Origin of the sequence: Ditibartonella choladocola, from assembly GCF_002007565.1 — a bacterium.
GTDB classification, from domain to species: Bacteria; Pseudomonadota; Alphaproteobacteria; order Rhizobiales; family Rhizobiaceae; genus Bartonella; species Bartonella choladocola.
In genome coordinates this window covers 1342267-1367059 of record NZ_CP015625.1, presented here as the reverse complement: position 1 = coordinate 1367059, position 24793 = coordinate 1342267, and the positions used below count along the sequence as shown (strand labels likewise).

The window sequence follows — 24793 nt, the reverse complement described above, 5'->3', positions numbered from 1 at the left end:
GCCATAGCCGGTTTGAAGTGCACCTCCTTACTCAAAGCATGAGAGGCAATTTACCGCTTCAATCGTTCAAGCTTCCTTGCCACTATAGTCCACCGCCTGATGTTGAACAATTTCTCTTTTCAAGCTTACCGATTTCCGAGCAATATTGGGGTCGTCTTTTCTTTTTAGAACGAGATCAAGTAATACGTCCGGAACAGACACCGGAATTCGGGAGGCTATCCCGCAGTATGCAATCGACTATCGAACCCGTTTACTCCGGATTTTGCGCAATGAAGTGTTTTCACCAAAAGCACAAAACCGTTGTCGATAGATTTTTTTAGATTTAAATATGCCTGACCTGACACAATCAGGCGTTAAAAACATCGGGTCATGTAAAACTGTTCAGCGGCTATTCACTTCACCCGTAAATTCACTTCAAACCGTAATTTTCCAAAATTTTGCAGTTATAATTACGCAGCAAAATATATCTGGAAATCCTGCTAACCAAAAACGGTCTAACAATGAAATTGTCGTGTTTTCTCATGTCTAACCGTACTTGCTCACTCTTGAGATAGTGGTGCAGAACCCGCATTCTTACCCTTACGAGCAAGATAGTTATAAAGTCGTTTGATGTTGGGTAATTGACAAAGACCATTGCCTTTTTCGGCCACTGCTGCTGTGCCGCAGGCGGTAGCCAGCCGGAAAGCATCTTCCGCTTCCCAACCAACAGCCAGCCCATGAACCATACCGGCTACAAAGCTGTCTCCGGCGCCGGAAGCGCTGATAACCCGAACGTGGGGTGAGGGAAGATAAAGTGTCTTATCTTTTGTCGCCAGCACTGCTCCCTGATGTCCGAGTGTCACAGTGATAATATCCGAAGCTCCTTTGAGACAATATTCTTGAGCAGCTTTGGCAATATCATCAGTCAAATTATAGGTTTTTCCTGTGCACGCCTCAAACTCGCCCTGACTTGGTTTTACGAGTGTCAAACCGCCTTTTTGAAGAACGTGTTTAAGCGCATCTCCTGACGTATCAATAACAATACGGGCGTTGCGCTTATGAGCAATGTCTATCAGCATATCATAGACATCAATTGGAACATTACGTGGCAAACTACCGCTTACGACAATCCAGTCCCATTCAAGCTCTTTGGTTGTTTCGACTACCGCTTTCCATTCAGTTTCTTCCATGACAGGGCCTTCGGCTACAAAGCGGTATTCCATGCCGGAAGCTCTTTCATGAATAACATTATTGACGCGTGTATTTCCGGAAATAGAAATTTTAATGCATTGAATGCCGCGATCTTCCAAAAGATGATTCAATACATTCCCCATAATTCCGCCGCTGGCATAAAGTGCCTTCACGTCACCACCAAGACGATGAATAACCCGTGCGACATTGATACCGCCACCACCGGGGTGAAAACTCTCGTCAAAAGTTCTGATCTTGTGGGTAGGGCGCACCACTTCAGCTTCACTTGCTGCATCAACGGTAGGATTGAACGTAACTGTCAGGACTTTTTCCATTATCTGCCTCTGCAAACAAAGCACGCTTTTCTGCGGAACTAAAAAAGCTGTATATAAAGCTCGTCTGATTATCTCTCTACAGCTAAAGCTCTTTTGTCAATATTTTACCGTTATGAAAGTAAAATCCCAAATGGCCATTCAACATTTTTTCGGCCTTTTTTCCGAAAATATTATACCGCCATCCTTGCATGGCGGATAAGGTGTCGAGGTGGTCTTGTTTGGCTATTTTTTCCAGCTCGTCATTATTTGCGATAATGCGCGGAGCTATATCTTCCTCATCGGCCACGAGCTTTAAAAGAACACGCAACAGTTCGATTGCGGCGGCTGTGCCATTTCCCGTTGCCACATGTTTGTGTATCGTCGGCAAATTATCAAGATCAACAGAAAGACCTTTTTGTACCGCTTTCAACAATTCGGCAGCACTACCGGAATGTTCCCAACCTTTCGGGATGCTGCGCAATCTGGATAAAGCCGTTTCGTCTTTAGGGTGTTGTATGGCGATCTCGACAAGACATTCGTCTTTTAAAATACGTCCCCGTGGAACATTGCGATTTTTAGCTTCCTGTTCACGCCAGGCTGCCACTTGTTGAAGGACAGCAAGCTCCCTCGGTTTACGTATGCGACCCTTTATTCTTTTCCAAGCTTCATCATTCGGCATAATGTAGGTTTTTGGAGAGATGAGGATCGACATTTCATCGTCAATCCAATGAGTTCTACCGTTTTTCTCAAGCCTTTCCTTAAGATATTTATAGACATCACGTAAATGGGTTACATCAGCCAAAGCGTAAGACAATTGTTTATCGCTCAGTGGACGCCGACTCCAGTCGGTATAGCGGGAGGATTTATCAATATGTTCGCCGGTTATGCGTTCGACAATTTGTTCATAGGAGACACTTTCACCGAATCCGCAAACAGAACCGGCAATCTGCGTATCAAATAGCGGTGTAGGAATAATATTGCCGAGTTTATATATGATTTCGACATCCTGCCGCGCAGCGTGGAAAACTTTTACCACATTTGTATTCGCCATTAATTTGAACAATGGCGACAAATCGATTTCAGGTGAAAGCGGATCAACGATCACAGCAATATCGGGAGAGGCCAACTGGATCAGACAGAGTTCCGGCCAATAGGTGGATTCTCGAATAAATTCGGTGTCTACCGTCACAAAATCGGATTTTGACAGTGTCGATATAACGTCTTCGAGCGTATGTGTATCAGTAACAAGTTTCATATTTCAGGCTATAACGCATTATATTGTATTTGTCTTTTGCTATATTTTTTCATACACAATCCTTCGATAGCTTGACAAATGGGCGGTAAAATGCGCTTTTTCGCACAAGTTTATTATTTCAGAATGCATGTAACAAAAAGGCAAGACTATGCATCGGTATCGCAGTCATAACTGTGCCGCTCTTCGTAAGAGCGATGTTCAATCGAAAGTTCGTCTCTCGGGATGGGTTAATCGTGTCCGTGACCATGGCGGAATATTGTTTATCGATTTGCGTGATAATTACGGCATAACGCAAATTGTTGCTGATCCGGATTCGCCAGCCTTCAAAGTTGCCGAAATGGTTAGAAGCGAGTGGGTTTTGCGTGTTGACGGAGAAGTTCGCGCTCGTTCCGACGATACGGTAAACAGCAATCTACCAACGGGTGAAGTAGAAGTATTTGCCAACGAAATCGAGATTTTGTCGAAATCCGACGAATTGCCATTACCTGTTTTTGGCGAACCGGATTATCCCGAAGATATTCGCTTGAAATATCGTTTTCTGGATTTGCGGCGCGAAACATTGCATAAAAATATCTTGCAGAGAACAAAAATAATCGCTGCCATTCGCCGGCGTATGCAGGAAGCCAATTTTACCGAGTTTTCTACGCCGATTTTGACAGCGTCATCACCGGAAGGTGCGCGCGACTTTCTTGTTCCGAGTCGCATTCATCCGGGAAAATTCTACGCTCTTCCACAGGCGCCACAGCAATATAAACAGCTTTTGATGATGTCGGGATTTGACCGGTATTTTCAGGTCGCACCATGTTTTCGCGATGAAGATCCACGTGCCGACCGCCTTCCTGGTGAGTTCTACCAATTGGATATGGAAATGAGTTTCGTCGAGCAGGAAGACATCCTGCAGGTTATGGAACCGATCATCCGTGGCATTTTCGAGGAATTTTCCAATGGTAAACCCGTCACGCAGAAATTTCCACGTATTCCATATAATGAAGCAATGAGAAAATACGGTTCCGATAAACCGGACCTGCGCAATCCCATTGTTATGGAAGAAGTGAGCGAACATTTCCGCGGATCCGGTTTCAAAGTATTTGCCCATATATTGGAAAGCGACGATAAAGCCGAAGTTTGGGGCATACCAGTCAAGACAGGTGGCAGCCGCGCTTTTTGTGATCGCATGAATTCCTGGGCTCAGGGCGAGGGACAACCGGGGCTCGGTTACATTTTCTGGCGTAAAGAGGGTGACAAAATTGAAGGTGCTGGCCCGATTGCAAAAAATATCGGACCGGAACGCACCGAAGCCATACGCAATCAGCTTAAGCTTGCCGATGGTGATGCATGCTTTTTTGTAGCGGGCGATCCCCGTAAGTTTGTTTTATTTGCCGGAGCCGCAAGAACACGTGCGGGCGAAGAGCTTGGCCTGATTGACCGTGACCAATTTGCACTGGCATGGATTGTCGATTTTCCTTTCTATGAATGGAACGAAGACGAAAAGCGGATCGAGTTTTCCCATAATCCGTTCTCTATGCCGCAGGGTGGCAAACAGGCATTGGATACTGAAGAGCCATTAAATATCAAGGCTTATCAATATGATGTCGTCTGCAACGGTTTCGAGCTGGGATCTGGCGGTATACGTAACCATTCACCTGAAACGATGGTTCGTGCATTCGAGATTGCCGGACTTTCACGAGAAACAGTTGAAGAGCGTTTCGGAGCACTTTACCGCGCCTTCCATTATGGAGCCCCGCCGCACGGCGGAATGGCCTGCGGAATTGATCGTATGGTTATGCTGCTTCTGGGTGTCAAAAACCTGCGTGAAATATCGCTTTTCCCGATGAATCAACAGGCTCTTGACCTTTTGATGGGAGCGCCTTCGGAAGTGACGGCAGCCCAACTGAGCGAATTGTCGCTGCGTATTGCGCCGATGAAAAAAGATAACTGATAAATAGAAGTGCCAATCAAAAAAAGCCCGGTTTTACCGGGCTTTTTAATGATTGAAACAATTTTGTAATTGCGGAGGCTATTTGTTGGCTTCTACCTTCAGTTTTATCAAATCAATAAGTTTAGCCATAGAGATACTTCCGGTAGCATAGAGCACCGGCAAGGGAACCGATTTGTCGGGAGTAGCACTGACGGTAAGTGACTTCGGATTATCAAGAAAATTTCCGATTTGTTCCGATGTCGCTTTGACGAAATCCGGATCATCAATCTGGCTCCCCAATAATGGCAACATTGCCTTGGTTTGCTTTATGAAATCTTCGCGTGTTACACCATTTTTTTTCGCATAATAGTCGAGGATTCTATTGGTAAGGGAATTATCATCATAACGTATAGAGACATCGCCAAATTTTAGCTGTTGGATAATTCCAAAAACACTCAACATCTCGGCCGTTGTATCATCCGAGTTATTCGATCTCTCTAACTGCTTCAGAACGCCGATATTTTTGACAAAATCTTCTGTAAGTCCTTCAACATTTGTGGTGATCGCCAGTTTTCCGCCGTTATCAATGGTAATCTCGTTCTGGTCGCCAATATATTTGCCGCTTTCGATATCCCAACTGGCATGAACATTCAAAGAACCCGACAGCTTGTCATAGCCAATATCCGTTAGCCATTTAGACGCCTCGGAAATGCCGGTCTTGTTTGGCTCGTAACTGAAAGATTTTATGCCGACTGTAATGTCTACACCTTTCGTACCGTTTTTGAAGAGATATGCTATCTTCAGATCTTCGGCATTAAAAACTGTCTGGTCGGACGGTGACAAATAGATCTGAGCTACTTTTACACTCTCATAGGGGAATTGAACAAATAAGGGATTGGCGTCTTTTTTCGGTGTAAGCCTGAGTTTATCTATAGAGATGTCTTTCAAATTCCCTGTAGCATCTGAACTTGTACTCTTCAGCAGAGGTATGGAAACATTTTCTACAAAATAAGTGCCATCCTGACCTTCCGTTACATTTTTAAAGCGCAAGCTGTCGATTTTATCAAAAACAACGCCCTTGGCGGTGCTCACATTTTGATCCGGTTCTTTCGATTGTTTGTCCGACGGTGAAGATTGATCGTTTTCCTTTCCACTATTTTGCAACTCCCGAAGCTTTATAGTTACATCACGCAAAACGATATCGTTGCCGTCAGCTTCACAATTCGATGAATCAATCGATAGTTGAGTATTTTTGATAGTTTCTTGCAAGCGGGAATTGAATGCATTCGGATCAACTGCCCATGAGTTCAGGTGAACCGTTGTTGCAGCAAAAAAAGTGCAAGTTGTTAGTAAGAATGCTTTTTTGAATTGTCTCATTGGAAGATACCTTCTCTCTTCGAACGCTTTGAAGATTAGATCTGTCTTGGTGTCATTCCTATCATAGTTAAGTAAGGCTGGAAACAAGTCCATGACTTGCGGTAGATTCTGCGAATTGCTATTCGATACCTATGTCAAATAAAGTGATTCGTTTATCCGAAAAAGACCATATTGAGCCGATAGAATTGCGTTCTGCATTGCAGGAACGTTATTTGGCTTATGCACTTTCTACGATTATGGATCGTGCATTGCCCGATGTCCGCGATGGGTTGAAACCGGTTCATCGGCGCATCCTCCACGCAATGCGCCTATTAAAATTGAACCCCGATCAGGCTTACGCAAAATGCGCTCGTATTGTCGGCGATGTGATGGGAAAATTCCACCCGCATGGCGATTCATCTATCTATGATGCACTTGTGCGGTTGGCTCAGGATTTTGCTGTTCGCTATCCGCTTGTAGACGGGCAGGGGAATTTCGGCAATATTGACGGCGATAATGCTGCTGCAATGCGTTATACCGAAGCACGAATGACAGAAGTGGCGACGTTGCTTCTTGACGGTATCAACGAAAATGCTGTCGATTTTCGCCCTACTTACAACGAAGAAGACGAAGAGCCGGTTGTTTTACCGGCTGCCTTTCCTAATCTTTTGGCAAACGGATCTTCCGGTATCGCTGTCGGTATGGCAACGTCAATTCCGCCCCATAATGTAGCCGAGCTTTGCGAAGCCGCAACATTTTTGATTGCCCATCCGGACGCAACCAACGATGATCTGGTTAAATTTGTAAAAGGCCCCGATTTTCCCACCGGCGGTGTGTTGGTGGAACCGGCGGATAGTATAAGTGAATCCTACAGAACCGGACGTGGTGTCTTCCGTCTTCGTGCACGTTGGCATAAGGAAGAGGGAAGTCGCGGTAGCTATTCTATCGTTGTTACGGAAATTCCTTATCAGGTACAAAAATCTCGACTGATTGAAAAGACGGCCGAGTTGTTGCTCGCTCGTCGCCTGCCAATGCTCGACGATATTCGCGACGAATCGACAAAAGATATACGCATTGTTCTGGAGCCGAAAACACGTACAGTGGATCCGGAATTGTTGATGGAATCAATCTTCAAGCTTACAGATTTTGAAGTCCGTGTCCCTCTCAACCTGAACGTGCTTACCCTTGGAAAAATACCGAATGTTCTTTCACTCGGTCAGGCTTTGCAACAATGGCTCGATCACCGCAAAGGTGTTCTTGTGCGCCGTTCCGAATTCAGACTGCATGAAATTACACGCCGTCTCGAAATTTTGGGCGGTTACCTTATTGCTTATCTTAATCTTGACGAAGTCATCCGAATTATTCGCGAAGAAGATGACCCCAAAAAACAACTCATGACAAGCTTTTCTCTGACTGAAAATCAGGCAGAAGCAATTCTGAATATGAGATTGAGATCGTTGCGGAAGCTTGAAGAAGTCGAGATTCGTAAAGAATTCGACACTTTGAAGGCAGAGGAAGCCGAACTTGATGCGCTCTTGCAATCCGACATAAAACAGTGGAAAGCAATTGCAAGCGAAATTGCCAAGGTTAAAAAAGTTTTCGGCCCGGATAGCCCGCTTGGCAGGCGACGCACGAGTTTTGAAGACGCTCCCGATCACGATATTAAAGATATCGAACAAGCGATGATCGAGAAAGAGCCGGTAACAATCGTTATTTCAGAGAAGGGCTGGCTAAGAGCACTTAAAGGGCACTTGAGTGATTATTCCGGCCTTACCTTCAAGGAAGATGACAGATTAAAAATCGCATTTCCGGCTATGACAACAGATAAGATCATTGTTATGAGCACCGGTGGTAAATTTTTTACCATTGCAGCGAATGCATTGCCGGGCGGAAGGGGGCATGGTGAACCTATTCGTATTCTCGTCGATATGGATAATGATGAGGATATATTAACCGCTTTCGTCCACGAGGAAGACAGGAAGTTGCTGCTTGTCTCTTACCATGCAAACGGATTTATCGTGTCTGAAAACGATGTGCTTGGAACGACGCGCAAGGGTAAGCAGGTTATGAATGTAAAACAGCCTGACGAAGCAAAACTGTGTTTGCCGGTTACCGGCGATCATTTGGCGATCGTTGGCGAAAACAGAAAAATGCTCATTTTCCCACTCGACCAAATTTCCGAAATGACCCGTGGCAAAGGCGTGCGCCTGCAACGTTATAAAGACGGTGGCGTCAGCGACGCTATTACTTTCGATCTATCCGAAGGCCTTACATGGCGTGATGCAGCAGAAAGAAACTTTACCCGTGGCGCTGCCGAACTCGTTGAATGGTTTGGAACCCGCGGCAGTGCAGGGCGGATGGTACCAAAAGGTTTTCCAAGGTCCGGAAAGTTTTCAGGCTAATTCAAAACAATTTTTACAAGTCTACGCGCTGTAAACGATAGTTGGAATTAACTTGCTTTAATTAATTGTCATAGTGATTATTTGACATTTATCTATTAACCACGACCACGGTAATTGGGTACATTTTGTTCCGGAATCCAGACGTTTTCCGGCTTTTGTCCGGTTTGCCAGAAGACATCAATAGGTATACCCCCGCGAGGATACCAATACCCCCCGATGCGTAGCCAATGTGGTGACAATAATTCCACCAAACGACGGGCTATCGTGACCGTGCAATCTTCATGAAATGCACCGTGATTGCGGAATGATCCCAAATAGAGTTTCAGCGACTTACTCTCGACAAGCCATTTGTCGGGAACATAATCAATCATCAGATAAGCAAAATCGGGTTGACTGGTGATTGGACATAAAGATGTGAACTCCGGCGCAGTAAAGCGCACACAATATTCGACATCCGCCTGCGGATTGGGAACGCGTTCCAGAACGGCATCTTCAGGAGACTCCGGAAAAGGGGTCTTCTTTCCTAATTGTTTTAAATTTTCATAAATTGAATGGTCTGAAGTCATCGACAAGAACCTTGAGAACAGAAATTGAAACAAACAAGAATGCTATTTTAACAACTTGCTATTTTTATTACGCTTGACAGCTTCAATCCAGAATTCATTATCTTCATAAATTGTTGGATCATCCACTCCGGCCAATGCGAAAGCTTCCCGCCGTTCAACGCAGGTTCCGCAGCGCCCACAATGGTGTTCTCCTCCTTTGTAGCAAGACCAAGTCTTAGTAAAAGGAACGTTGTATTTTACACCATCTTTAACAATGTCCGACTTGTCGCAGCTCACATAGGGCGCAAAGAGCTGACATTGCCCTTCCAGTGATAATTGTTCCATTGCGTTGAACGCATTGATAAAGTTTTCACGGCAATCGGCGTAAATAAAATGATCTCCACCGTGTACTGCAATAGCAACGCTATCGCCATGTTTAGCCGAGGCAATAGCAAAAGCGATCGAGAGAAAGACAGCATTCCGATTGGGAACGACCGTGGATTTCATATTATCTTCGGCATAATAACCATCGGGAACATCAATATTATCGGTGAGTGATGATCCGGAGAGATTCTTTCCGATTGCCGAAATATCAATTGGATAATAGTCCGCGCCAAGAGCACGAGCACATTCTTTCGCAAAAAACAGTTCTTTTTTATGCCGCTGTCCGTAATCGAAAGAAATGATACCTTGAAGGCTTTTCTCGTGAGCCAGACGATAGGCGAGGGTGACGGAATCAAGTCCGCCTGAACAGATAAGATAGGTTTTCATTTTATCCCTTGTTTTTAAAACCGGGTGGGCTGCGACCGGTATCTTTTACAGCTATCAAAGGCTTTGATAGCTGTAAAGCCTGTCATTACTTTCCGTTTTTTATTCGCTCCATAAAGCGCTGGAAACGTGCATAAACTTTAAGATTTTTCTTCGCATTGATCGAAGGAAAATAGGTTCGGAATTTCAGTGCGGACTTTTCCGATATGCCATCAATAATAACAATTTCCTGTTTGCCATTACGATGGGCAAGAACCAAATTCCACGGATTCAAATCATATAAAATAACATCGGTTTGTTTGACCCAATTCTCGAATTCATCAAGTGCATCGCGAATGGGGCTTACATCCTTGGCAAAGGCAGCTACCGGTTGCGCATAGTTGTTGTTCTCATCCTTTTCGGCTCTAACAACAAGTCCCCAACCGAGATCGGTTTGCTGAAGCCCGACAACCGAAAACATGTGCGGCAGCAAGGTTTCAGCATGGGGATTGACGCGGACGATCTCGAAGAATTCGTGCATATTGACAGAATTGGCACCCAACGGCTTAAAACGCTTTTTCCATTCGGCTACTTGTCTGGTTTTAGCAATCCATTCAGGGCGCAGCACTTTCACCAATAAGTCGGGGTTGTCGGGATGAACGAAGACCAGACGTGCATTTCCCTTGAAACGAGGCTTGCACCCCTTCAACTCGATCATCTCTTTAGACAACATATCAATTTCCTCGGCAGATAAACTCTGTCTTATTCTTTTGTTAACGTCCATCCGCTGGATGTCAAATGTTCTTGCGGTCGATAACGGGATTTATAGTCCATTTTCGGTGAACCTTTGACCCAATATCCCAGATAAATATAGGGAAGCCCCAATTGACGAGCTTTGCGGATGTGATCCAAAATCATGAAAACTCCAAGCGAAGCGTGCTTCTCAAATGGCGAATAAAAAGAATAGACCATCGAAAGACCATCATCAACTTTATCGGTAAGAGCGGCGGCAACAAGCGAAAAATTATTTTTCTTATTCGCGTCACCGGATAGCTTTCTTCTATATTCGATTAATGACGTTTCAACCTCGGTATCTTCAACCATCATCCGGTAATCCTGAAATGTCATATCGCTCATTCCACCACCGGCATGACGAACGCCGAGATAATTTTTAAAAAGCGAATATTGCTCCTCTGTTGCCTCACTCCCGCAAACTTCACCGACGAGATCGGCATTTTTTTTGATAATACGTTTCATTGTTCGATCAGGAACAAAATCATCCACAACAATGCGCACCGATACGCATGCATTGCACCCGTCGCAAACAGGGCGATAAGCAATATTTTGGGAACGTCGAAAACCGCATTGCGTCAAAACGGTGTTTTTATCTTTTGCGAATTGGCCGGTGAGATAGGTAAATACTTTTCTCTCCCAATGCTCGGCGAGATACGGGCAGGGCGCCGGAGCTGTAAGGAAAAATTGTGGTTCATCTTTATCGCTGTGTGTCATGCTTATCGCATTTAAAGATACCGTCAAGTTGAAACAAATTTACATTTACATAGAAAACTATAGCGCAATCGCCGATCCTTCAAGGAATGATCTTTAAATAAACAGCGATCATACCGCCTAAACTATCATACCATAGAGATCATAATCATCCGACTGTTCAATCTTTGCGGTGACGAGTTCTCCCGTCCGTATGGGACGACGTGAAGTCAAATGCACGACACCATCAACCTCCGGAGCATCATATTTCGTGCGTCCAATGCCTGTATGTCCATTGGCCTCGTCTACGAGAATTTGCAAACGTTTGCCGACTTTCTTCTTGAGCAAATTGGCCGAAATGGATTTTTGATGAACCATAAAACGGTCCCAACGGCTTTTCTTGACATCATCAGGGACTATTTCCAGCCCCATATCATTGGCCGATGCACCCTCAACAGCCTCATATTTAAAACATCCGGCCCGATCTATCTTTACTTCACTCATCCAATCAAGAAGCATTTTGAAATCTTCTTCGGTTTCTCCCGGAAAACCGACAATGAAAGTTGATCTTAAAGCAAGATCAGGACAGATTTTGCGCCATTTCTCGATGCGCTGATTAATTTTTTCCAAATGCGCAGGACGCTTCATGTTGCGTAACACATTGGGGGACGCATGTTGGAACGGTATGTCAAGATAGGGCAGAATTTTTCCATCGGCCATCAATTCGATGACATCATCGACATGGGGGTAGGGATATACATAATGCATCCGCACCCAAACACCCATATCGCCCAATTCTTTGGCGAGATCATAGAACCGTGCGCGAACCGTACGGTCTTTCCATGGACTTTCGCTATATTTAAGATCAAGCCCGTATGCACTGGTGTCTTGGGAAATGACAAGTATTTCCTTGACGCCTGCTTTCACAAGCCTTTCCGCCTCCCGCAGCACATCGGATGCCGGTCGGGAAACCAGATTTCCCCGTAATTGTGGAATAATGCAAAAGCTGCAATGATTTGAACAGCCTTCGGAAATTTTTAAATAAGCATAGTGACGAGGCGTCAAACGTATTCCCTGAGGGGGAACAAGATCAACAAACGGGTCATGGACAGGCGGTGCAGCCTTATGAACAGCCTCCATAACACTCTCATACGCCTGAGGACCTGTCACAGCCAATACATTCGGATAAGTTTTTGTTACCACTTCCGGCTCTGCACCAAGGCAGCCGGTTACAATGACTTTACCGTTTTTCTTTAATGCGTCGCCGATATTGGCCAGCGATTCATCGCGGGCCGAGTCAATGAAAGCACATGTATTGACGATAACAAGATCCGCACCATCATGTCTGGGTGCTATTTCATATCCTTCAGAGCGCAATTTTGTAATGATGCGTTCGGAATCGACAAGTGCCTTAGGACATCCTAAAGAAACAAAACTAACGCGAGGAGCTGACATATCACTTCCTGTAGAAGACACGAATTTCTAAAAACGATCAGATGAGACCTAATCTATTTTGTTAAAAATACAAGTTTGTTAAAAATACAAGGCTGTTTTGCAAAAATTTCGCCAGTCCTGCCGCAGGACATATCCATCTATTCGCATTTTCATTATATCCGGACGATAATCTCGCCCGAAAAACCTCAAACGCCGCTTCTCTCCCGAACTCGTTAAAACAGCTCTAATAGAACTTCCGTCATTCCCGTTGAAAAACACTATCCGACAATTATGATTGAATTTTTTTACACCATAAACGTTTAAAACATTCAATGACGAGAGCTTAATAGCGGCGTATCAAGCCGACGAGCTTGCCTTGAATTTTGATACGGTTAGGACCGAATATCCTTGTTTCATAAGCAGGATTTGCAGCCTCCAAAGCAATAGACGCACCTTTTCGCCGATAACGTTTCAAGGTTGCTTCTTCATCATCAACAAGTGCCACAATAATTTCACCGGGATTTGCTGTATCTCCACGTCTGATTATAACGGTATCACCATCGAAAATTCCGGCATTAATCATAGAATCGCCCTTGACTTCGAGCGCATAATGTTCACCGCTGCCCACCATATCGGATGGTAGAGAAAGCATATTTGTCTGGTTCTGGATTGCCGAAATAGGAACACCGGCCGCAATTCGTCCCATTACTGGAACATTCACATTGGCTGCCTGCCCACTTTCGCCACTCGACAGTTCCCTGCGAACAACATTCTTCATATTCTTGTTTTTCTGGCCATCTATAACACTGGGTGAAAACTTCCTTACGCTATTTATCGCAGGTGACATTGTTTCCGGCAGCTTCAAAACTTCAAGAGCGCGCGCACGATTGGGAAGGCGACGTATAAAACCACGCTCTTCCAATGCCGTTATCAACCGATGAATGCCGGATTTTGAAGCGAGATCCAAAGCATCCTTCATCTCGTCGTAAGAGGGGGGTATACCGGTTTCTTTTAGCCGGTTATGAATAAACAGAAGCAACTCATACTGCTTGCGTGTTAACATAAAACTCTCCAATGATGCGAATCAACGAGAAACAAAACCAGAACGTACACTATATGTTCTAGTATTGTTCCACAAGTTATTTTGCGTTTTATGTTCGTGTTTTTATTTTTATGTTCAAATATCCAATCTAACAGAAGGTAAAATTATTTCTAACGAGTTCTGCAACATAAAATTCATCCCGATACGACCTGAAAATCGTGACTTTTATGAGAAATACATTTGTCTTCTATAGGGCTTCAAAGATTAAAGAGCATGAATTTTCTATTTTCAAAAACTTGTGTGATCCGATAATCGATTTAAGTTTTGACAGGTCATGGACGAGTGCAAAGCGATATGGCCGTAAATATGGCAAGGGATGCAGTCAGAATTTGTCCATCTGTGCGACATTGTTTGCGCAAGGCGGAATAGCGTACTCATAGGCTAGCCATGAAAACCGACGAATTGGAACACAATAAACGCTCACGAAAAAGGTTTAAATTAAATTGACCTGCGACATTTCAAATCGGCAATGAGACATCATCTGGCAAAGACGAAAATTCCATAGCTGAAAAGGACGAAGTTTTCATTGGAAATGCCGATACGTTGTCGGGTGAATATTGGCATAGAAGGCATTGTGGATTGTTCGAGTGAATGGCCATATGTTATTATAGAAAAAGAAAGCGGCCATGTCATTTTGAAAACGGCATCTATGTGATTTAAGGAATTGAGCGTCTTGACGTGATAGTTGCACAATTGTTGTTTTTTAACGGTTCTCGCCCCCTCCTATACAAAAAGTTCCATAATATATCTTATGCAATTATTCGAGAGTAAAACTCCAGCGGCAAAAAGCCCGAATGACCAAATGACAAAGCGCCAAAAATATGACAAAGCGCCAAAAATTACGAATGAACGCGTGACAAAGCGCCAAAAAGTCAGAATAAGCGAATGACCAAATGACCAAATGCAGAACGATAGAATGGATAAAATGACAAGATGCCAGAATGTTAGAATGTTAGTTTGACTGACATATCCTGCTATCAAATACCGGTATAGAATTTTTATCGATCAGCGAGAAAACGGATTTTCGCCTCTTTTCCATATCTTTCGAGTTTTGGTGAAACCTCTTCCCTCGGCTTTTAAATTGCATTAGAAACCCGATTTCACAAAAAAGTCTTAACGATAGTTCGGCATAGTGCTTCAGTCATAGTTCGGAACGCTGTTTCGATTGTCGTTCGGAATGCTGTTTTGATGATGTTTTGGTATCATTCCGCGGCTATTTCAATTTCCATTTTTCGATCAAGCACGTGAATATCAATGATAACACGTGAATATCAATGGCGAATGCTGGTGAACGTTCGGGCTTGTTTCACTTGCCGGATTTTACCATGCATCTTCAAATTGCATTTCCTATCTTCCTATAAAATTGCGACTTTAAATTTTTCTGAAGAGCTGTCGATTTTAAAATCCATCCGAAAAAGCTTTGAAGTTTTTCGCGATATTGCAAAATCAATGTCGAAAGGTAAATTGTTCCATTTATTCAATATATTATGAAGATGTTTTAATATTCGACATCTGGTGCTTGTTCATTAACATCTGTTAGCTCCAAGGCCTATGAAAAGGTTAAGCCCGATAAACGATCGTTTGATTTTCCGATAATCATCGGCTGTCAATCAATGAAACACTAAGACATTTGCAATCTTATCAATCCGGTTTTGAATTCCGGTAACAGGCAATGTTTTTTCACGCCTTTATTGCTTTTCAGAATTGCTCGAATTTTGGAGATAATATCGGCTTTTTAAACGCTTCCAATTTAAGCGTGAGTTCCCTGCTCTTTCTCCGAAATCGTGTCAAGAACTGAAAGACATCCAATAATGAGCGCTTGTATACCGATAGCGTATTCGTCATCAATCCCCGGAATACCCAAATCGGACTGATAACGTGTTAAATCGGCTTCATCTCTATTATCCGGCAAAACACTATCGGCTACTGAAAGTGTGTGATAGGAAATAGTGAATGCCAACCAATGCGCTTGAATCAGAGAAAGATTGTAGGCTTTTGCAAGTCTTTGCTGGTGATTTGAAATCCGCTCTTCAATTGTCGGCGTAATCATATCTCTGCGCAAGAGATACGGTGTGATGCCTTGATGGGTTTCTACGAGCTTCCACATAGACGAAGAGAGCTTTACAAGATAGTCGCGCAACGCAATTTCGGGCGTCCAATGAGGCAATTCCCACTTCAAGAAAATTGTTTCGGCAACCAAAGTCTTTAAAGCTTCGAGACCGTCAACATGATTATAGAGCGCCATATGGCTTACACCCAACTTTTCAGCAACCCCCACAAAGGTGATTTTGGGAATGCCAATTTCAATAGCGGCCTCCACTATCCTGTCACGACTGATTGTAGGCGGTCGCCCCCGTGGGAGCTTTTTGGGCGATTGGGTCATTATAGCAATTTTCTGAGTTTGTTATGAATGAGCGAGAAATGTATCACGGATAATTGAACGGTACAACAAAGCGTTCTGTCTTTACTGATACAGCTTATTTATTACGTGACAAGGTGGCCAACATATGGCGCGAAATAGATTTTGCTGTCTTTTTGCGGAAAAGTTAAATCGGACGCGGTATTAATCTTTTATCTATTATGACAAGCAAATCATATCTATTATGACAAGCAAAAACAGCCGAAAAAGGGAAATATCGGTTGAGTTTCAGAATGATAACTTTAGCCGATTGTTTGTGATTTTTTCGAGCGTTCCGGCATCAATGCGCACCTCCTCCCCGTTTTATATTTTATTCCCCCCCTATTCAACTTTCAGCTTCTAATGAAGTGGCGGATAATTGGAATAAAAATAAAAAGCCATACAACAATTCGCGTTCTGTATGGCTTTCTTGGCTTTTGATTGGTTCTGGTTCAATCAGATTCAAATTAGAACTTCATTTTGAGGCCGACACCAAATTCGCGCGGTTCGGTGATATAGGCCTGAATTCCGGCTACACGGTCTCTGTTTTTTTCCGTTGGTACACGTTCGTCAAACAAATTCTTCGCATAGCCAAAAATCTCCATATGATCGTTCGGTTTATATGAAATCTGCATATTGGCAATTGCATAAGAACCGACGCGCAAAGCAGGATCGTTATCATCCGTTGAATAATAATCATCGGTATAACGGACATCGCCGCTCAAGCGAAGATTTTCGATGATGTCCCAATCGGCACCGACATTGAACATGTAACCGGGAGCTTTTGCAAATTTTTTCCCGTCAAAGACATTGCCGCGTGTGTCACCGAATTCACTGGTGTCTGTGTGGAGAAGCCCAAGTCCACCACGCAATAGGAGGTTATCGAGAAGCTGATAATCTGCCCCCAATTCTGCACCATATGTTTTTGCTTCATCGGCATTAACAATGATGGAACCGAATTGTTTGCCGTTCATATAATCGGTAACAGAACGCTGCGAGTCCGTATAACGCGTGTAGAAAATATTCGGCGTAAATGAAAGCTTGCTATCAAGCACTGTAATACGGGAGAAAATTTCATAGTTCCAGGCTTTTTCAGCGTCGAAATTATAATAACGTTTGCCTGAGAAGTTCAAACCTGTACCACCCGGAAGGTAGCCGCGAGATGCCATAACACCGACGGTTATATCGTCACGAATATCATAGGACAGCGAGATCTTCGGCAGTACAGCGTCAAAACTTTCGTCATAAATATGGCGAACACCGGGAACATAGCTTGCAACACCGTCATGTCGGATGCCGTCATATTGATACCGTAGACCACCTGTCAGAGCCCATTTTTCAGCAAAACGGTATGTCAACTCGCTGAAGACACCGACACTATCCTGATCGACGGTAAAGTCAGTCGACGCAAAATCATGTAACATATGGTTGTCGTTGTTGCTTTTTGAATAAAAAACGCCGCCAAGGCCGCTTAGAGTCGTTGTTTCATCACCAAAGTTGACACGGAATTCGTTCGATATATTGTCATAATCTCTTGATGCGGTACCATTGAAGGATCGCCCGAAATTATAATCGTAAGTGCCATTGGAATATTGCAACTCGTTAAAAAGAATAACCGTGTTTCCAAGATCATATTTCACGTCGAAAACACCGACATCGGTTTTTGTCTGGATGTTGTCTGTGCTATTACGTGTATCATGAAGTTGGTCATAAGGGTGTGAGGCAATCTCGAAAGCCGGACGCCGTGAATCCATGTGTGAATAGGTGAGCTTACCTTCCAATCCCGGTATTTCGGAAGGCTGCCAAAGCAATTTTACACGACCGTTGACATTCCGAGGGTCGTTATCCATTTCCGAATCCAGAAAGTAGGGATTGGTATATTTTATGAAAGTATCACGGCCGCTATAATCAAGGGCGATACGTCCGGCAAGTTCTTTGGTAATCGGCCCCGAAGCCATAAGAGAGCCACGTTTTTGTTGTCTGGTGCCATAGAGAGTTTGTATTTCCGCTTCAGGCGTAAATGTCGGATCTTTCGTCTTGATGACAATGGCACCGGCGATCGCGTTTGCCCCTTGTGTTGTGGTCTGCGGGCCGCGGAATACTTCGACGGATTCGACATCCCAAATTGGCGCTGCACCAATTCCGAATTCGCCCGCACTCAGATAGCGGCCGTCAACGCTGATCGTGGCGCGAGGTATAGGATTGGCCAGATAAGCATTGCCTTTAACCAATGGGCCTTTGGTGTCGACACCGCGGATAATCGGCGCATCACTGTCGTTCGTATAAAGTACGTTCGGTGTACCCTTTAAAAGATCTGTCAGCGTTGTCACCGCCGGTCTTTCCGCAACTGTTTCGCTGCTAAGCACACTGACCGAACTGGCAGTATGCTGAAGCGAGCGCAGTGATTTTTCACCGCTGATAACAACCTTTTGCAATACAGTTGTGTTGGACTGATCTTGTTTCTGTTCATTGCCATCCTCAGCGAAAGCACAGGGAATTGCAGACGATACCAGTATAACCCCGCAAAAAAGTTGGTAATGGGCTGACGATAGAAGAAACCTAGTTTTCGATAACACTTTTGACATCGGATGGAACCTTTTTAGGCAAACAAAGAAAATATGACTTTATTACTCATGATATAAACTAAGTCAACATTAATTTTATATAGTGAAATAAAATATCCCTATTTGGTTTTTGCCCAGTTTCTAACCTCGCTTAAAGTGTAGTGCGCACTCTTGAAGCTGGGGGTGAAAACTTTCGATCCATCGAGATAAATGACACGTCCTTCACGTGCCGGCTTCATATAATTTTCCCATCCCGGAACCAGTTTGTTCAGAGCTTCGCGTGTGGCTTCAGCACTTTTATCAGGTGCTCCCCAATTGATGATAACGACGAGAATATCCGGATCGAGCGAGCCGAATGCTTCGGCGCTGATTGGCAGCACAATTTTGGGCGAACCATCCGAATGCGTTTTATCTTTCGATACCTCGAACGGTTTCATGCCGAGATCATTAAGTGGTTGGGAAACGCCGATTCCTTCACCCACAATATTGATCTGATCCATAATGATAACGGGTAGATAGGTTTTGTTTTCCAGACTTTCCGGCAATTGTTTTTTGGTTTCTTCAACATCTTGCTGGTAATCAGTTTTCAATGCTTGAAAAGCATTTTCCTTACCGAAGAGTTTCGCAAGATTTTCTTCGATCGCAAAATTATCCAGATGTCCGGTTGTGTAATGCTGCATATAGACCGGAGCAACCGAAGATAGCTGCTTGAGCTTGTCAACGTCGAACTCGGTGCCGATAATAAGATCAGGCTTCATCGCGTAAAGCTTTTCAAGATCAACTTGACGATTATTTCCTATGCCTTGGGGTTTCTTCTGGTCGGGTCCGAACAGAATATCAATGAAGTCCGCACCGACTTGATAAGTACCATCATCAGCACGACCGAAACTACCGACGGGATTAACGCCCAGTTCAATCATCGGAACACCGATGGCCGGCTCGCTCATCACCACCACCCTATCCGGCTTGTCGGGAATATCGACGGTTCGCCCCATCGTATCAACAACTTCCCGCGCCTCCGTGTTGCAAAGTATTGTCAATGGAAGAGCAAGCATGAAAATAAAAAAGGATAAGATACGCATGAGATATTTCCCTATTTGTGAAAATATTGCCGGAGAGTTCTAAGTCGCAAAACCACGATGAATAACGGGACGCCCAGAATGGTGGTCGTTAGCCCCAGAGGCATTGAAATCGTGGTTGCGTTTTTGGAAATAATATCGGCACCGATGACAAGATTGGCGCCGACAAGGCCAGAAAGATAAAGTCGGCCGCTGCCATTTGCCCCTGTCAAAAATTGGGCAAGTTGGGGGGCAAGAATACCGAGAAAAGCAAGTGGGCCAACAATTGTCACCGAAGCGGCACTCAAGAGCACCGCGAATAGGAGTAACAATGGACGAGAAACGATAACCGGTTCGCCGAGCGCCAACGCCAATTCACTTCCCAGATCATAACGGTTAAGCGAATGACCGGCCATCAGCATTGCAACAAGGCTGAACAGGAATAAGGGGATAAATGCCGTAACACTCAGCCAGTTTGCCTGAAAAAGCGACCCCGCCATCCAGCTTGATGCATTATACGAAGCTTCGGTAGGCAGGTAGAGAATAAGAAAAGAGTTGACCGATGCCAAGACTGTGGCAACGGCAATTCCCATTAACAGAATGACCAAACCTCCCGCATGACGGTTACCGACCAGAACAATCAACAGTATTGCTGTTCCCAGCCCTCCTGCAAGGGAAGCAAATGCGATTAGTACGCGCGAGGCTGCGGGGACAAAAGCCAGTAACAAAATGGTCGTTGTCAGCGATCCATGGCTGATGCCGAACAATCCGGGATCTGCCAAAGGATTGCGCGCAATCGGTTGTAGTATAGCGCCTGACACAGCAACACACCAACCAATCAGGAATGCCAAAGCCAAACGTGGCAATCTCACATCCCATAGTGCAAAATAGGATTGCTGTTCGATCTCCTCTCCTCTCACCAACCTCCAGAAGTCATGAAGGCCGGTGTCAATCGTACCAAGGTTCAACGATATGAGAAAGAGAATGAATATCGAAATTATGAGAAACAATCCGGTAACGAGATTGCGTAGGATAAGCTCTTTACCGTTAAAAAAGCGGATTGATAACCGCCCGTCAAGCGTGCGTGACATCATCATATATCTCTCCTGTTTTGGGGAGAAACATAGAATTTCCGAATCAAAAGGATGAAAACTATGCCACCGAATAAATCCAGAATAATGCCGGTATTGACGACATAAGGCTGAAACGCATTTTGCGAAACACTGCTTGCCAACAGGCATAATATAGCACCTATCAATGCCGATGCCGGTAATGTCAGCCGGAAATCCTGTCCAACAAGCGGTTTGACCATATGGGGAACGATAAGACCTATGAAACTGATTGGTCCACACACAGCCGTTGCCGAACAAGATGCAACAATCGCACATGCCATTGCGAAACGTGAAATTGCTACCGTTCTTACCCCCATAGAGGAGGCTTTCTCGTTACCGAGAAGAATAAGCGTAAGCGGCTTCGATAGTAGAAAAACAAAAACCAGTGCGATCAGACCAATCCACCAGAATTCGTAAAGGCGATCAATATAGGCATGGTTGATATTACCGGCTATCCAGGAAAGAAATTCGCTCCTTCTATCTGCATAAGAAAGCAGAAGTGCATTGCTTAAACCGATGAGCAGCATAGTTGTGAGCGAACCTGATAAAATGAGCATAAGTCCGGTTGTTTTTTCGCTGACACCCGCAATCCTTGCAATAGTGGTACAAAGCAGAAAACCAAAAAGCCCGCCAAGTAGCGCAGCACTCCCCTGCTCTGCTAAATTCGCCTCGAATATCAGAGCGCTTCCGACGACAAAAAGTGTCGCACCGGCATTGACACCGAGTGATGACGCAGAAGCAAGGGGATTGCGTATAAGCCCTTGAAATACCAGTCCGGAGCTAGCCATGATAAGACCGGCATAAATCGCAATCATTGCGCGTGGAAAGCGTTGATAAAGAATGGATGCCTGTTCATAGCTTTCCGGCTTCCTCGAAATCAGGACACGAAAAACTTCGGAAGGAGATGAAAAAGTTCCGCCCCACGCAATGCTGAGATAGAAAACAACAAGAAATATGATGATGCAGCTCAACCAGAATTTGGAAAAATACATCTTATTCTTCCATATGATGAACTGATTGGGCTGAAGCGGGATAAGGCTGGCAAATAATATGCCCGTTATGGATAAATAATTCTGCCGGAATGCCGAAGACCTGCTGCAAATTCGTCTCGGTTACGACTTCCTGCGTTCGCCCGTGAGCGTGAATTTTACCTGCCTTCAGCATAACAACATAATCGGCAAAATAGGTAGCCAGATTGATGTCGTGCAGAACAACAATGATTGTTTTTTTAAGTTCGCAACTCAAGTCGCGAACCAGCTTCAAAATGGCATATTGATATTTGACATCGAGATGGTTAACCGGTTCATCAAGCAAAATCATATCGGTCTTTTGCGCCAGAACCAAAGCAAGCCAGGCTCTTTGTTTTTGCCCGCCAGAGAGTGAATTAACAGGCAAATGGGCTTTGTCTCCGAGCCCTACAATTTCAAGAACCTCATGAAAATATTGACGATCTTCATCAGAAGGTCCTGAAAATAGAGAATTTCTGGCATAAGATGAAAGTTCGATAAGTTGCCCTAATGTCAAATAATCGGGACAATAGCTCTCTTGAGGAAGATAAGAAACGAGCTGGGCAAGTTTTTTTCGATGAAAAGACCGAATATCCCGACCGTCCAATGTGATAGAGCCTCTTTGCAAATCGAGAAACCCCATAATTGTCTTGAGAAGGGTGGATTTGCCGCAACCATTTTGTCCGATAAGGGCGGTCACCTCGCCGGGGACGAAATTGACGGAAATATCATGCAAGATCGTCAACTTGCCATATCCGGCTTTTACATTCTGCAAATCCAGTTTCATAGCACCCTCGATTTAATTTTAGGGCTTAAACTATATAAAAATAATCAAGTTTGCAATCTCAAAAAAATAAGGGATTGGGCATCATCCCGATGCGCCCCAGCCGACCTTTTCAGAAAAATCGGGTGAACTTTTCATCAATTATTTTAAGCAATCAATTAAATGAGCCGAATACTAAATATGATAGAGAAAACGAATTTTATTTATTTTATAAATTCTCTATTATCTATAATTTCATTCAAAAATAAATCTTTCCATTTAAAACGACGTTTAATTGTAAATTTATGTCATTTTATATATAAAAATAATGTCGAATTCAATATTAAAAGATTGTTTCAATAGAAAATTATTTTCAATAAAAAATATTTATAAAATTAATATTATCCGGAACCGGTTTGATAAGAAAAATGTCTTTTCCGGTTTCAGACCGGAATTATTTTTCAGGACTGACGGTAAATCAATTGACGATCAATTTTTAAAACCGCTGGCAAGGGACTCGCGCAGAGAGCCGGAACCTCGCCAACCATTTATCTTCAAATGTACTTTTATTTTGCGTCGACTTCAAATGTCAGACCATGATAGGCCGGTTCGACGTTGTCCGGGGTGTATTTCATCACTTCATCATAATCCAGAGGAATATGCATATGTGTCAGAATAACCCGTTTCGCATTGAGCTTTTTGCCCCATTCAACCGCCTGATCGACAGAAAAATGGCTCGGATGGGGGCGATATTGCAGTGCGCCGATAATAAGAACGTCAAGGTTTTCCAGATATGGAGGTGTTTTCGTCGGAAATTCGTTCACATCGGTACAATAAGCCACATTATCCAGCCGGAAACCGAGGGAATGAATATCACCATGAATTTGCAAAACCGGCATTAAGGTGATTGGCCCACCCTTCCCGTCTATTGTGAATTTTTCATAAGGTGTGATTTTTTTCCGATTCAATATCGGCGGATAATTTGAACCTTCAGGCGTCTTGAAACAATAACCGAAAGCTTCGTTCAACCTTTGAAATGTTTCATCGTCTGCATAAATATCCATCAACCTATGTTGACTTATTGCATAGGTTCTTAAATCATCAATGCCGTGGATGTGATCGGCATGGGGATGGGTATAAACAACAGACGTTATTTCACGAACCCCCTGCTCGATCATTTGCGATCGGAAATCCGGACCGGTATCAACGACGATTGTTGTTCGTTCGCCATTGCCATTGATACGTTCAATCAATATTGAAGCGCGATACCGATAGTTTTTCGGATTATCGGGGTTGCAAGCCCCCCAATCACCGTTAGCGCGGGGAACACCCGGCGAGGAGCCGCAACCAAGTATTGTAAACTTGTAGCGATCTTGCATAAATCCTGTCCTATTTCATCTTCGAGAAAACACGAAATGCATTTTCCGTTGTATGCTTGGCCACCTTTTCAAATGGAACGCCAAGGACTTCTGCCAATACTAACGCAGTCTGTTTGACAAAGGAAGGTTCATTTGTCTTGCCCCTGAACGGAACAGGTGCAAGATAGGGTGAATCTGTCTCGACCAGAACGCGATCAACGGGCACCGCTTTTGCAATATTTCTTACATTTTCGGCACTTTTGAACGTTAATATGCCGGAAAACGAAATATATCCGCCAATTTCGAGAGCTGTCTTTGCCAACTCTTCGCCCGATGAAAAACTATGAAGAATGAAAGAAAACTTTCCTTTTTTCATTTCTTCGACGAGAATATCGCTCGTATCAATATCGGCATCGCGCGTATGGATAACCAGTGGCAAACCGCTTTCGCGAGCCGCGACAATATGTTCATGAAAATTACGTTTTTGTTCCTGAGGAGTCGCGTCATCATAATGATAATCGAGCCCCACCTCGCCTATCGCAACAACTTTCGGATTCTTTGCATATTGTAGAAGTTTTTCGGCAGTTGTGTCATTCTCTTCATGCGAGGAACTGGGGTGGGTTCCAACCGAACAATAAACGTCATCGAACCGTCGGGTAATATCGAGCAACTTCTCCATATCGCGAACAAGTGTGGAAATAGTCACCATACGTTTGACATCGGCTTGATGGGCGCGCTCGACGACCGCGTCCAGTTCATTGCTGAAAGTCTCGAAATCCAGATGACAGTGTGTATCGACAAGCAT

At 44.1% G+C, this 24793-nt stretch carries 19 protein-coding genes; 2 read left to right on the top strand and 17 right to left on the bottom strand.

Going from position 1 to position 24793, the window contains the following annotated elements:
* Positions 1-539: 539 nt before the first annotated feature.
* Together BBC0122_RS06100 and rnd are read right to left on the bottom strand one after the other, a co-directional pair.
* A complete protein-coding gene (locus BBC0122_RS06100; RefSeq protein ID WP_077992198.1) occupies positions 540-1505 on the bottom strand; it encodes a 1-phosphofructokinase family hexose kinase in 966 nt (321 codons plus the stop codon).
* 82 nt (positions 1506-1587) lie between these two features.
* Positions 1588-2739, bottom strand: a complete 1152-nt coding sequence (gene rnd / locus BBC0122_RS06095; protein ID WP_077992197.1) for a ribonuclease D — start codon at positions 2737-2739, stop codon at positions 1588-1590.
* 148 nt (positions 2740-2887) lie between these two features.
* Between rnd and aspS the strand changes: the two genes are divergently transcribed.
* Entirely contained in the window at positions 2888-4678 is a 1791-nt protein-coding gene (aspS, locus tag BBC0122_RS06090; RefSeq protein WP_077992195.1) for an aspartate--tRNA ligase, read from the top strand.
* A 78-nt stretch (positions 4679-4756) separates the two neighbouring features.
* Here aspS and BBC0122_RS06085 read toward each other — a convergent pair whose 3' ends face one another.
* Positions 4757-6034, bottom strand: a complete 1278-nt coding sequence (locus BBC0122_RS06085) for a hypothetical protein (RefSeq protein ID WP_077992193.1) — start codon at positions 6032-6034, stop codon at positions 4757-4759.
* A gap of 131 nt (positions 6035-6165) precedes the next feature.
* On the opposite strand from BBC0122_RS06085, the gene parC reads away from it, so the two are divergent.
* Complete coding sequence (gene parC / locus BBC0122_RS06080; RefSeq protein WP_077992192.1) at positions 6166-8415, top strand: DNA topoisomerase IV subunit A; 2250 nt, start codon at positions 6166-6168, stop codon at positions 8413-8415.
* Positions 8416-8510: 95 nt separating this feature from the next.
* On the opposite strand, the gene queF is transcribed toward parC, so the two are convergent.
* The 14 genes from queF to BBC0122_RS06010 all read right to left on the bottom strand — a co-directional run bounded on the left by queF (position 8511) and on the right by BBC0122_RS06010 (position 24793).
* Positions 8511-8981: a preQ(1) synthase gene (gene queF, locus BBC0122_RS06075; RefSeq protein WP_077992191.1), complete on the bottom strand. Its 471-nt coding sequence runs from the start codon at positions 8979-8981 to the stop codon at positions 8511-8513.
* 42 nt (positions 8982-9023) lie between these two features.
* Positions 9024-9731 (bottom strand): 7-cyano-7-deazaguanine synthase QueC, encoded by a 708-nt coding sequence (gene queC / locus BBC0122_RS06070; RefSeq protein ID WP_077992190.1) that lies wholly within the window; start codon positions 9729-9731, stop codon positions 9024-9026.
* An 85-nt stretch (positions 9732-9816) separates the two neighbouring features.
* Positions 9817-10440, bottom strand: coding sequence for a YrbL family protein (locus BBC0122_RS06065; RefSeq protein ID WP_225868160.1), 624 nt, complete (start codon positions 10438-10440; stop codon positions 9817-9819).
* A gap of 29 nt (positions 10441-10469) precedes the next feature.
* A complete protein-coding gene (locus BBC0122_RS06060; protein WP_077992189.1) occupies positions 10470-11216 on the bottom strand; it encodes an arginyltransferase in 747 nt (248 codons plus the stop codon).
* Positions 11217-11333: 117 nt separating this feature from the next.
* Positions 11334-12647 (bottom strand): 30S ribosomal protein S12 methylthiotransferase RimO, encoded by a 1314-nt coding sequence (gene rimO, locus BBC0122_RS06055; RefSeq protein WP_077992188.1) that lies wholly within the window; start codon positions 12645-12647, stop codon positions 11334-11336.
* Between the two features lie 322 nt (positions 12648-12969).
* A complete protein-coding gene (gene lexA / locus BBC0122_RS06050) occupies positions 12970-13689 on the bottom strand; it encodes a transcriptional repressor LexA (protein ID WP_077992185.1) in 720 nt (239 codons plus the stop codon).
* A 1789-nt stretch (positions 13690-15478) separates the two neighbouring features.
* On the bottom strand, positions 15479-16111 hold the full coding sequence (locus BBC0122_RS06045; RefSeq protein ID WP_149866646.1) for a TetR/AcrR family transcriptional regulator: 633 nt from the start codon (positions 16109-16111) through the stop codon (positions 15479-15481).
* Between the two features lie 482 nt (positions 16112-16593).
* The gene (locus BBC0122_RS06040; protein WP_077992182.1) at positions 16594-18711 is read right to left on the bottom strand and encodes a TonB-dependent receptor; all 2118 of its coding nucleotides are present in this window, start codon (positions 18709-18711) and stop codon (positions 16594-16596) included.
* Positions 18712-18809: 98 nt separating this feature from the next.
* The gene (locus BBC0122_RS06035) at positions 18810-19772 is read right to left on the bottom strand and encodes an ABC transporter substrate-binding protein (RefSeq protein WP_077992181.1); all 963 of its coding nucleotides are present in this window, start codon (positions 19770-19772) and stop codon (positions 18810-18812) included.
* A gap of 11 nt (positions 19773-19783) precedes the next feature.
* Positions 19784-20845, bottom strand: a complete 1062-nt coding sequence (locus BBC0122_RS06030; RefSeq protein WP_335617825.1) for a FecCD family ABC transporter permease — start codon at positions 20843-20845, stop codon at positions 19784-19786.
* Positions 20842-21852 carry a FecCD family ABC transporter permease gene (locus BBC0122_RS06025; protein WP_077992179.1) on the bottom strand — a complete coding sequence of 337 codons (1011 nt, stop codon included), beginning with the start codon at positions 21850-21852 and terminating at the stop codon, positions 20842-20844. The genes BBC0122_RS06030 and BBC0122_RS06025 overlap by 4 nt, the downstream gene beginning before the upstream one ends.
* A 1-nt stretch (position 21853) precedes the next feature.
* Entirely contained in the window at positions 21854-22654 is an 801-nt protein-coding gene (locus tag BBC0122_RS06020; RefSeq protein ID WP_077992177.1) for an ABC transporter ATP-binding protein, read from the bottom strand.
* A 542-nt stretch (positions 22655-23196) separates the two neighbouring features.
* Positions 23197-24009, bottom strand: a complete 813-nt coding sequence (locus BBC0122_RS06015) for an MBL fold metallo-hydrolase (protein ID WP_077992175.1) — start codon at positions 24007-24009, stop codon at positions 23197-23199.
* Between the two features lie 10 nt (positions 24010-24019).
* Positions 24020-24793, bottom strand: coding sequence for a TatD family hydrolase (locus BBC0122_RS06010; protein ID WP_077992173.1), 774 nt, complete (start codon positions 24791-24793; stop codon positions 24020-24022).

Coding starts and splice junctions, on each gene's coding strand:
- BBC0122_RS06100 (WP_077992198.1), bottom strand. CDS start 1,505: ATGGAAAAAGTCCTGACAGTTACGTTCAATCCTACCGTTGATGCAGCA.
- rnd (WP_077992197.1), bottom strand. CDS start 2,739: ATGAAACTTGTTACTGATACACATACGCTCGAAGACGTTATATCGACA.
- aspS (WP_077992195.1), top strand. CDS start 2,888: ATGCATCGGTATCGCAGTCATAACTGTGCCGCTCTTCGTAAGAGCGAT.
- BBC0122_RS06085 (WP_077992193.1), bottom strand. CDS start 6,034: ATGAGACAATTCAAAAAAGCATTCTTACTAACAACTTGCACTTTTTTT.
- parC (WP_077992192.1), top strand. CDS start 6,166: ATGTCAAATAAAGTGATTCGTTTATCCGAAAAAGACCATATTGAGCCG.
- queF (WP_077992191.1), bottom strand. CDS start 8,981: ATGACTTCAGACCATTCAATTTATGAAAATTTAAAACAATTAGGAAAG.
- queC (WP_077992190.1), bottom strand. CDS start 9,731: ATGAAAACCTATCTTATCTGTTCAGGCGGACTTGATTCCGTCACCCTC.
- BBC0122_RS06065 (WP_225868160.1), bottom strand. CDS start 10,440: ATGTTGTCTAAAGAGATGATCGAGTTGAAGGGGTGCAAGCCTCGTTTC.
- BBC0122_RS06060 (WP_077992189.1), bottom strand. CDS start 11,216: ATGACACACAGCGATAAAGATGAACCACAATTTTTCCTTACAGCTCCG.
- rimO (WP_077992188.1), bottom strand. CDS start 12,647: ATGTCAGCTCCTCGCGTTAGTTTTGTTTCTTTAGGATGTCCTAAGGCA.
- lexA (WP_077992185.1), bottom strand. CDS start 13,689: ATGTTAACACGCAAGCAGTATGAGTTGCTTCTGTTTATTCATAACCGG.
- BBC0122_RS06045 (WP_149866646.1), bottom strand. CDS start 16,111: ATGACCCAATCGCCCAAAAAGCTCCCACGGGGGCGACCGCCTACAATC.
- BBC0122_RS06040 (WP_077992182.1), bottom strand. CDS start 18,711: ATGTCAAAAGTGTTATCGAAAACTAGGTTTCTTCTATCGTCAGCCCAT.
- BBC0122_RS06035 (WP_077992181.1), bottom strand. CDS start 19,772: ATGCGTATCTTATCCTTTTTTATTTTCATGCTTGCTCTTCCATTGACA.
- BBC0122_RS06030 (WP_335617825.1), bottom strand. CDS start 20,845: ATGATGATGTCACGCACGCTTGACGGGCGGTTATCAATCCGCTTTTTT.
- BBC0122_RS06025 (WP_077992179.1), bottom strand. CDS start 21,852: ATGTATTTTTCCAAATTCTGGTTGAGCTGCATCATCATATTTCTTGTT.
- BBC0122_RS06020 (WP_077992177.1), bottom strand. CDS start 22,654: ATGAAACTGGATTTGCAGAATGTAAAAGCCGGATATGGCAAGTTGACG.
- BBC0122_RS06015 (WP_077992175.1), bottom strand. CDS start 24,009: ATGCAAGATCGCTACAAGTTTACAATACTTGGTTGCGGCTCCTCGCCG.
- BBC0122_RS06010 (WP_077992173.1), bottom strand. CDS start 24,793: ATGCTTGTCGATACACACTGTCATCTGGATTTCGAGACTTTCAGCAAT.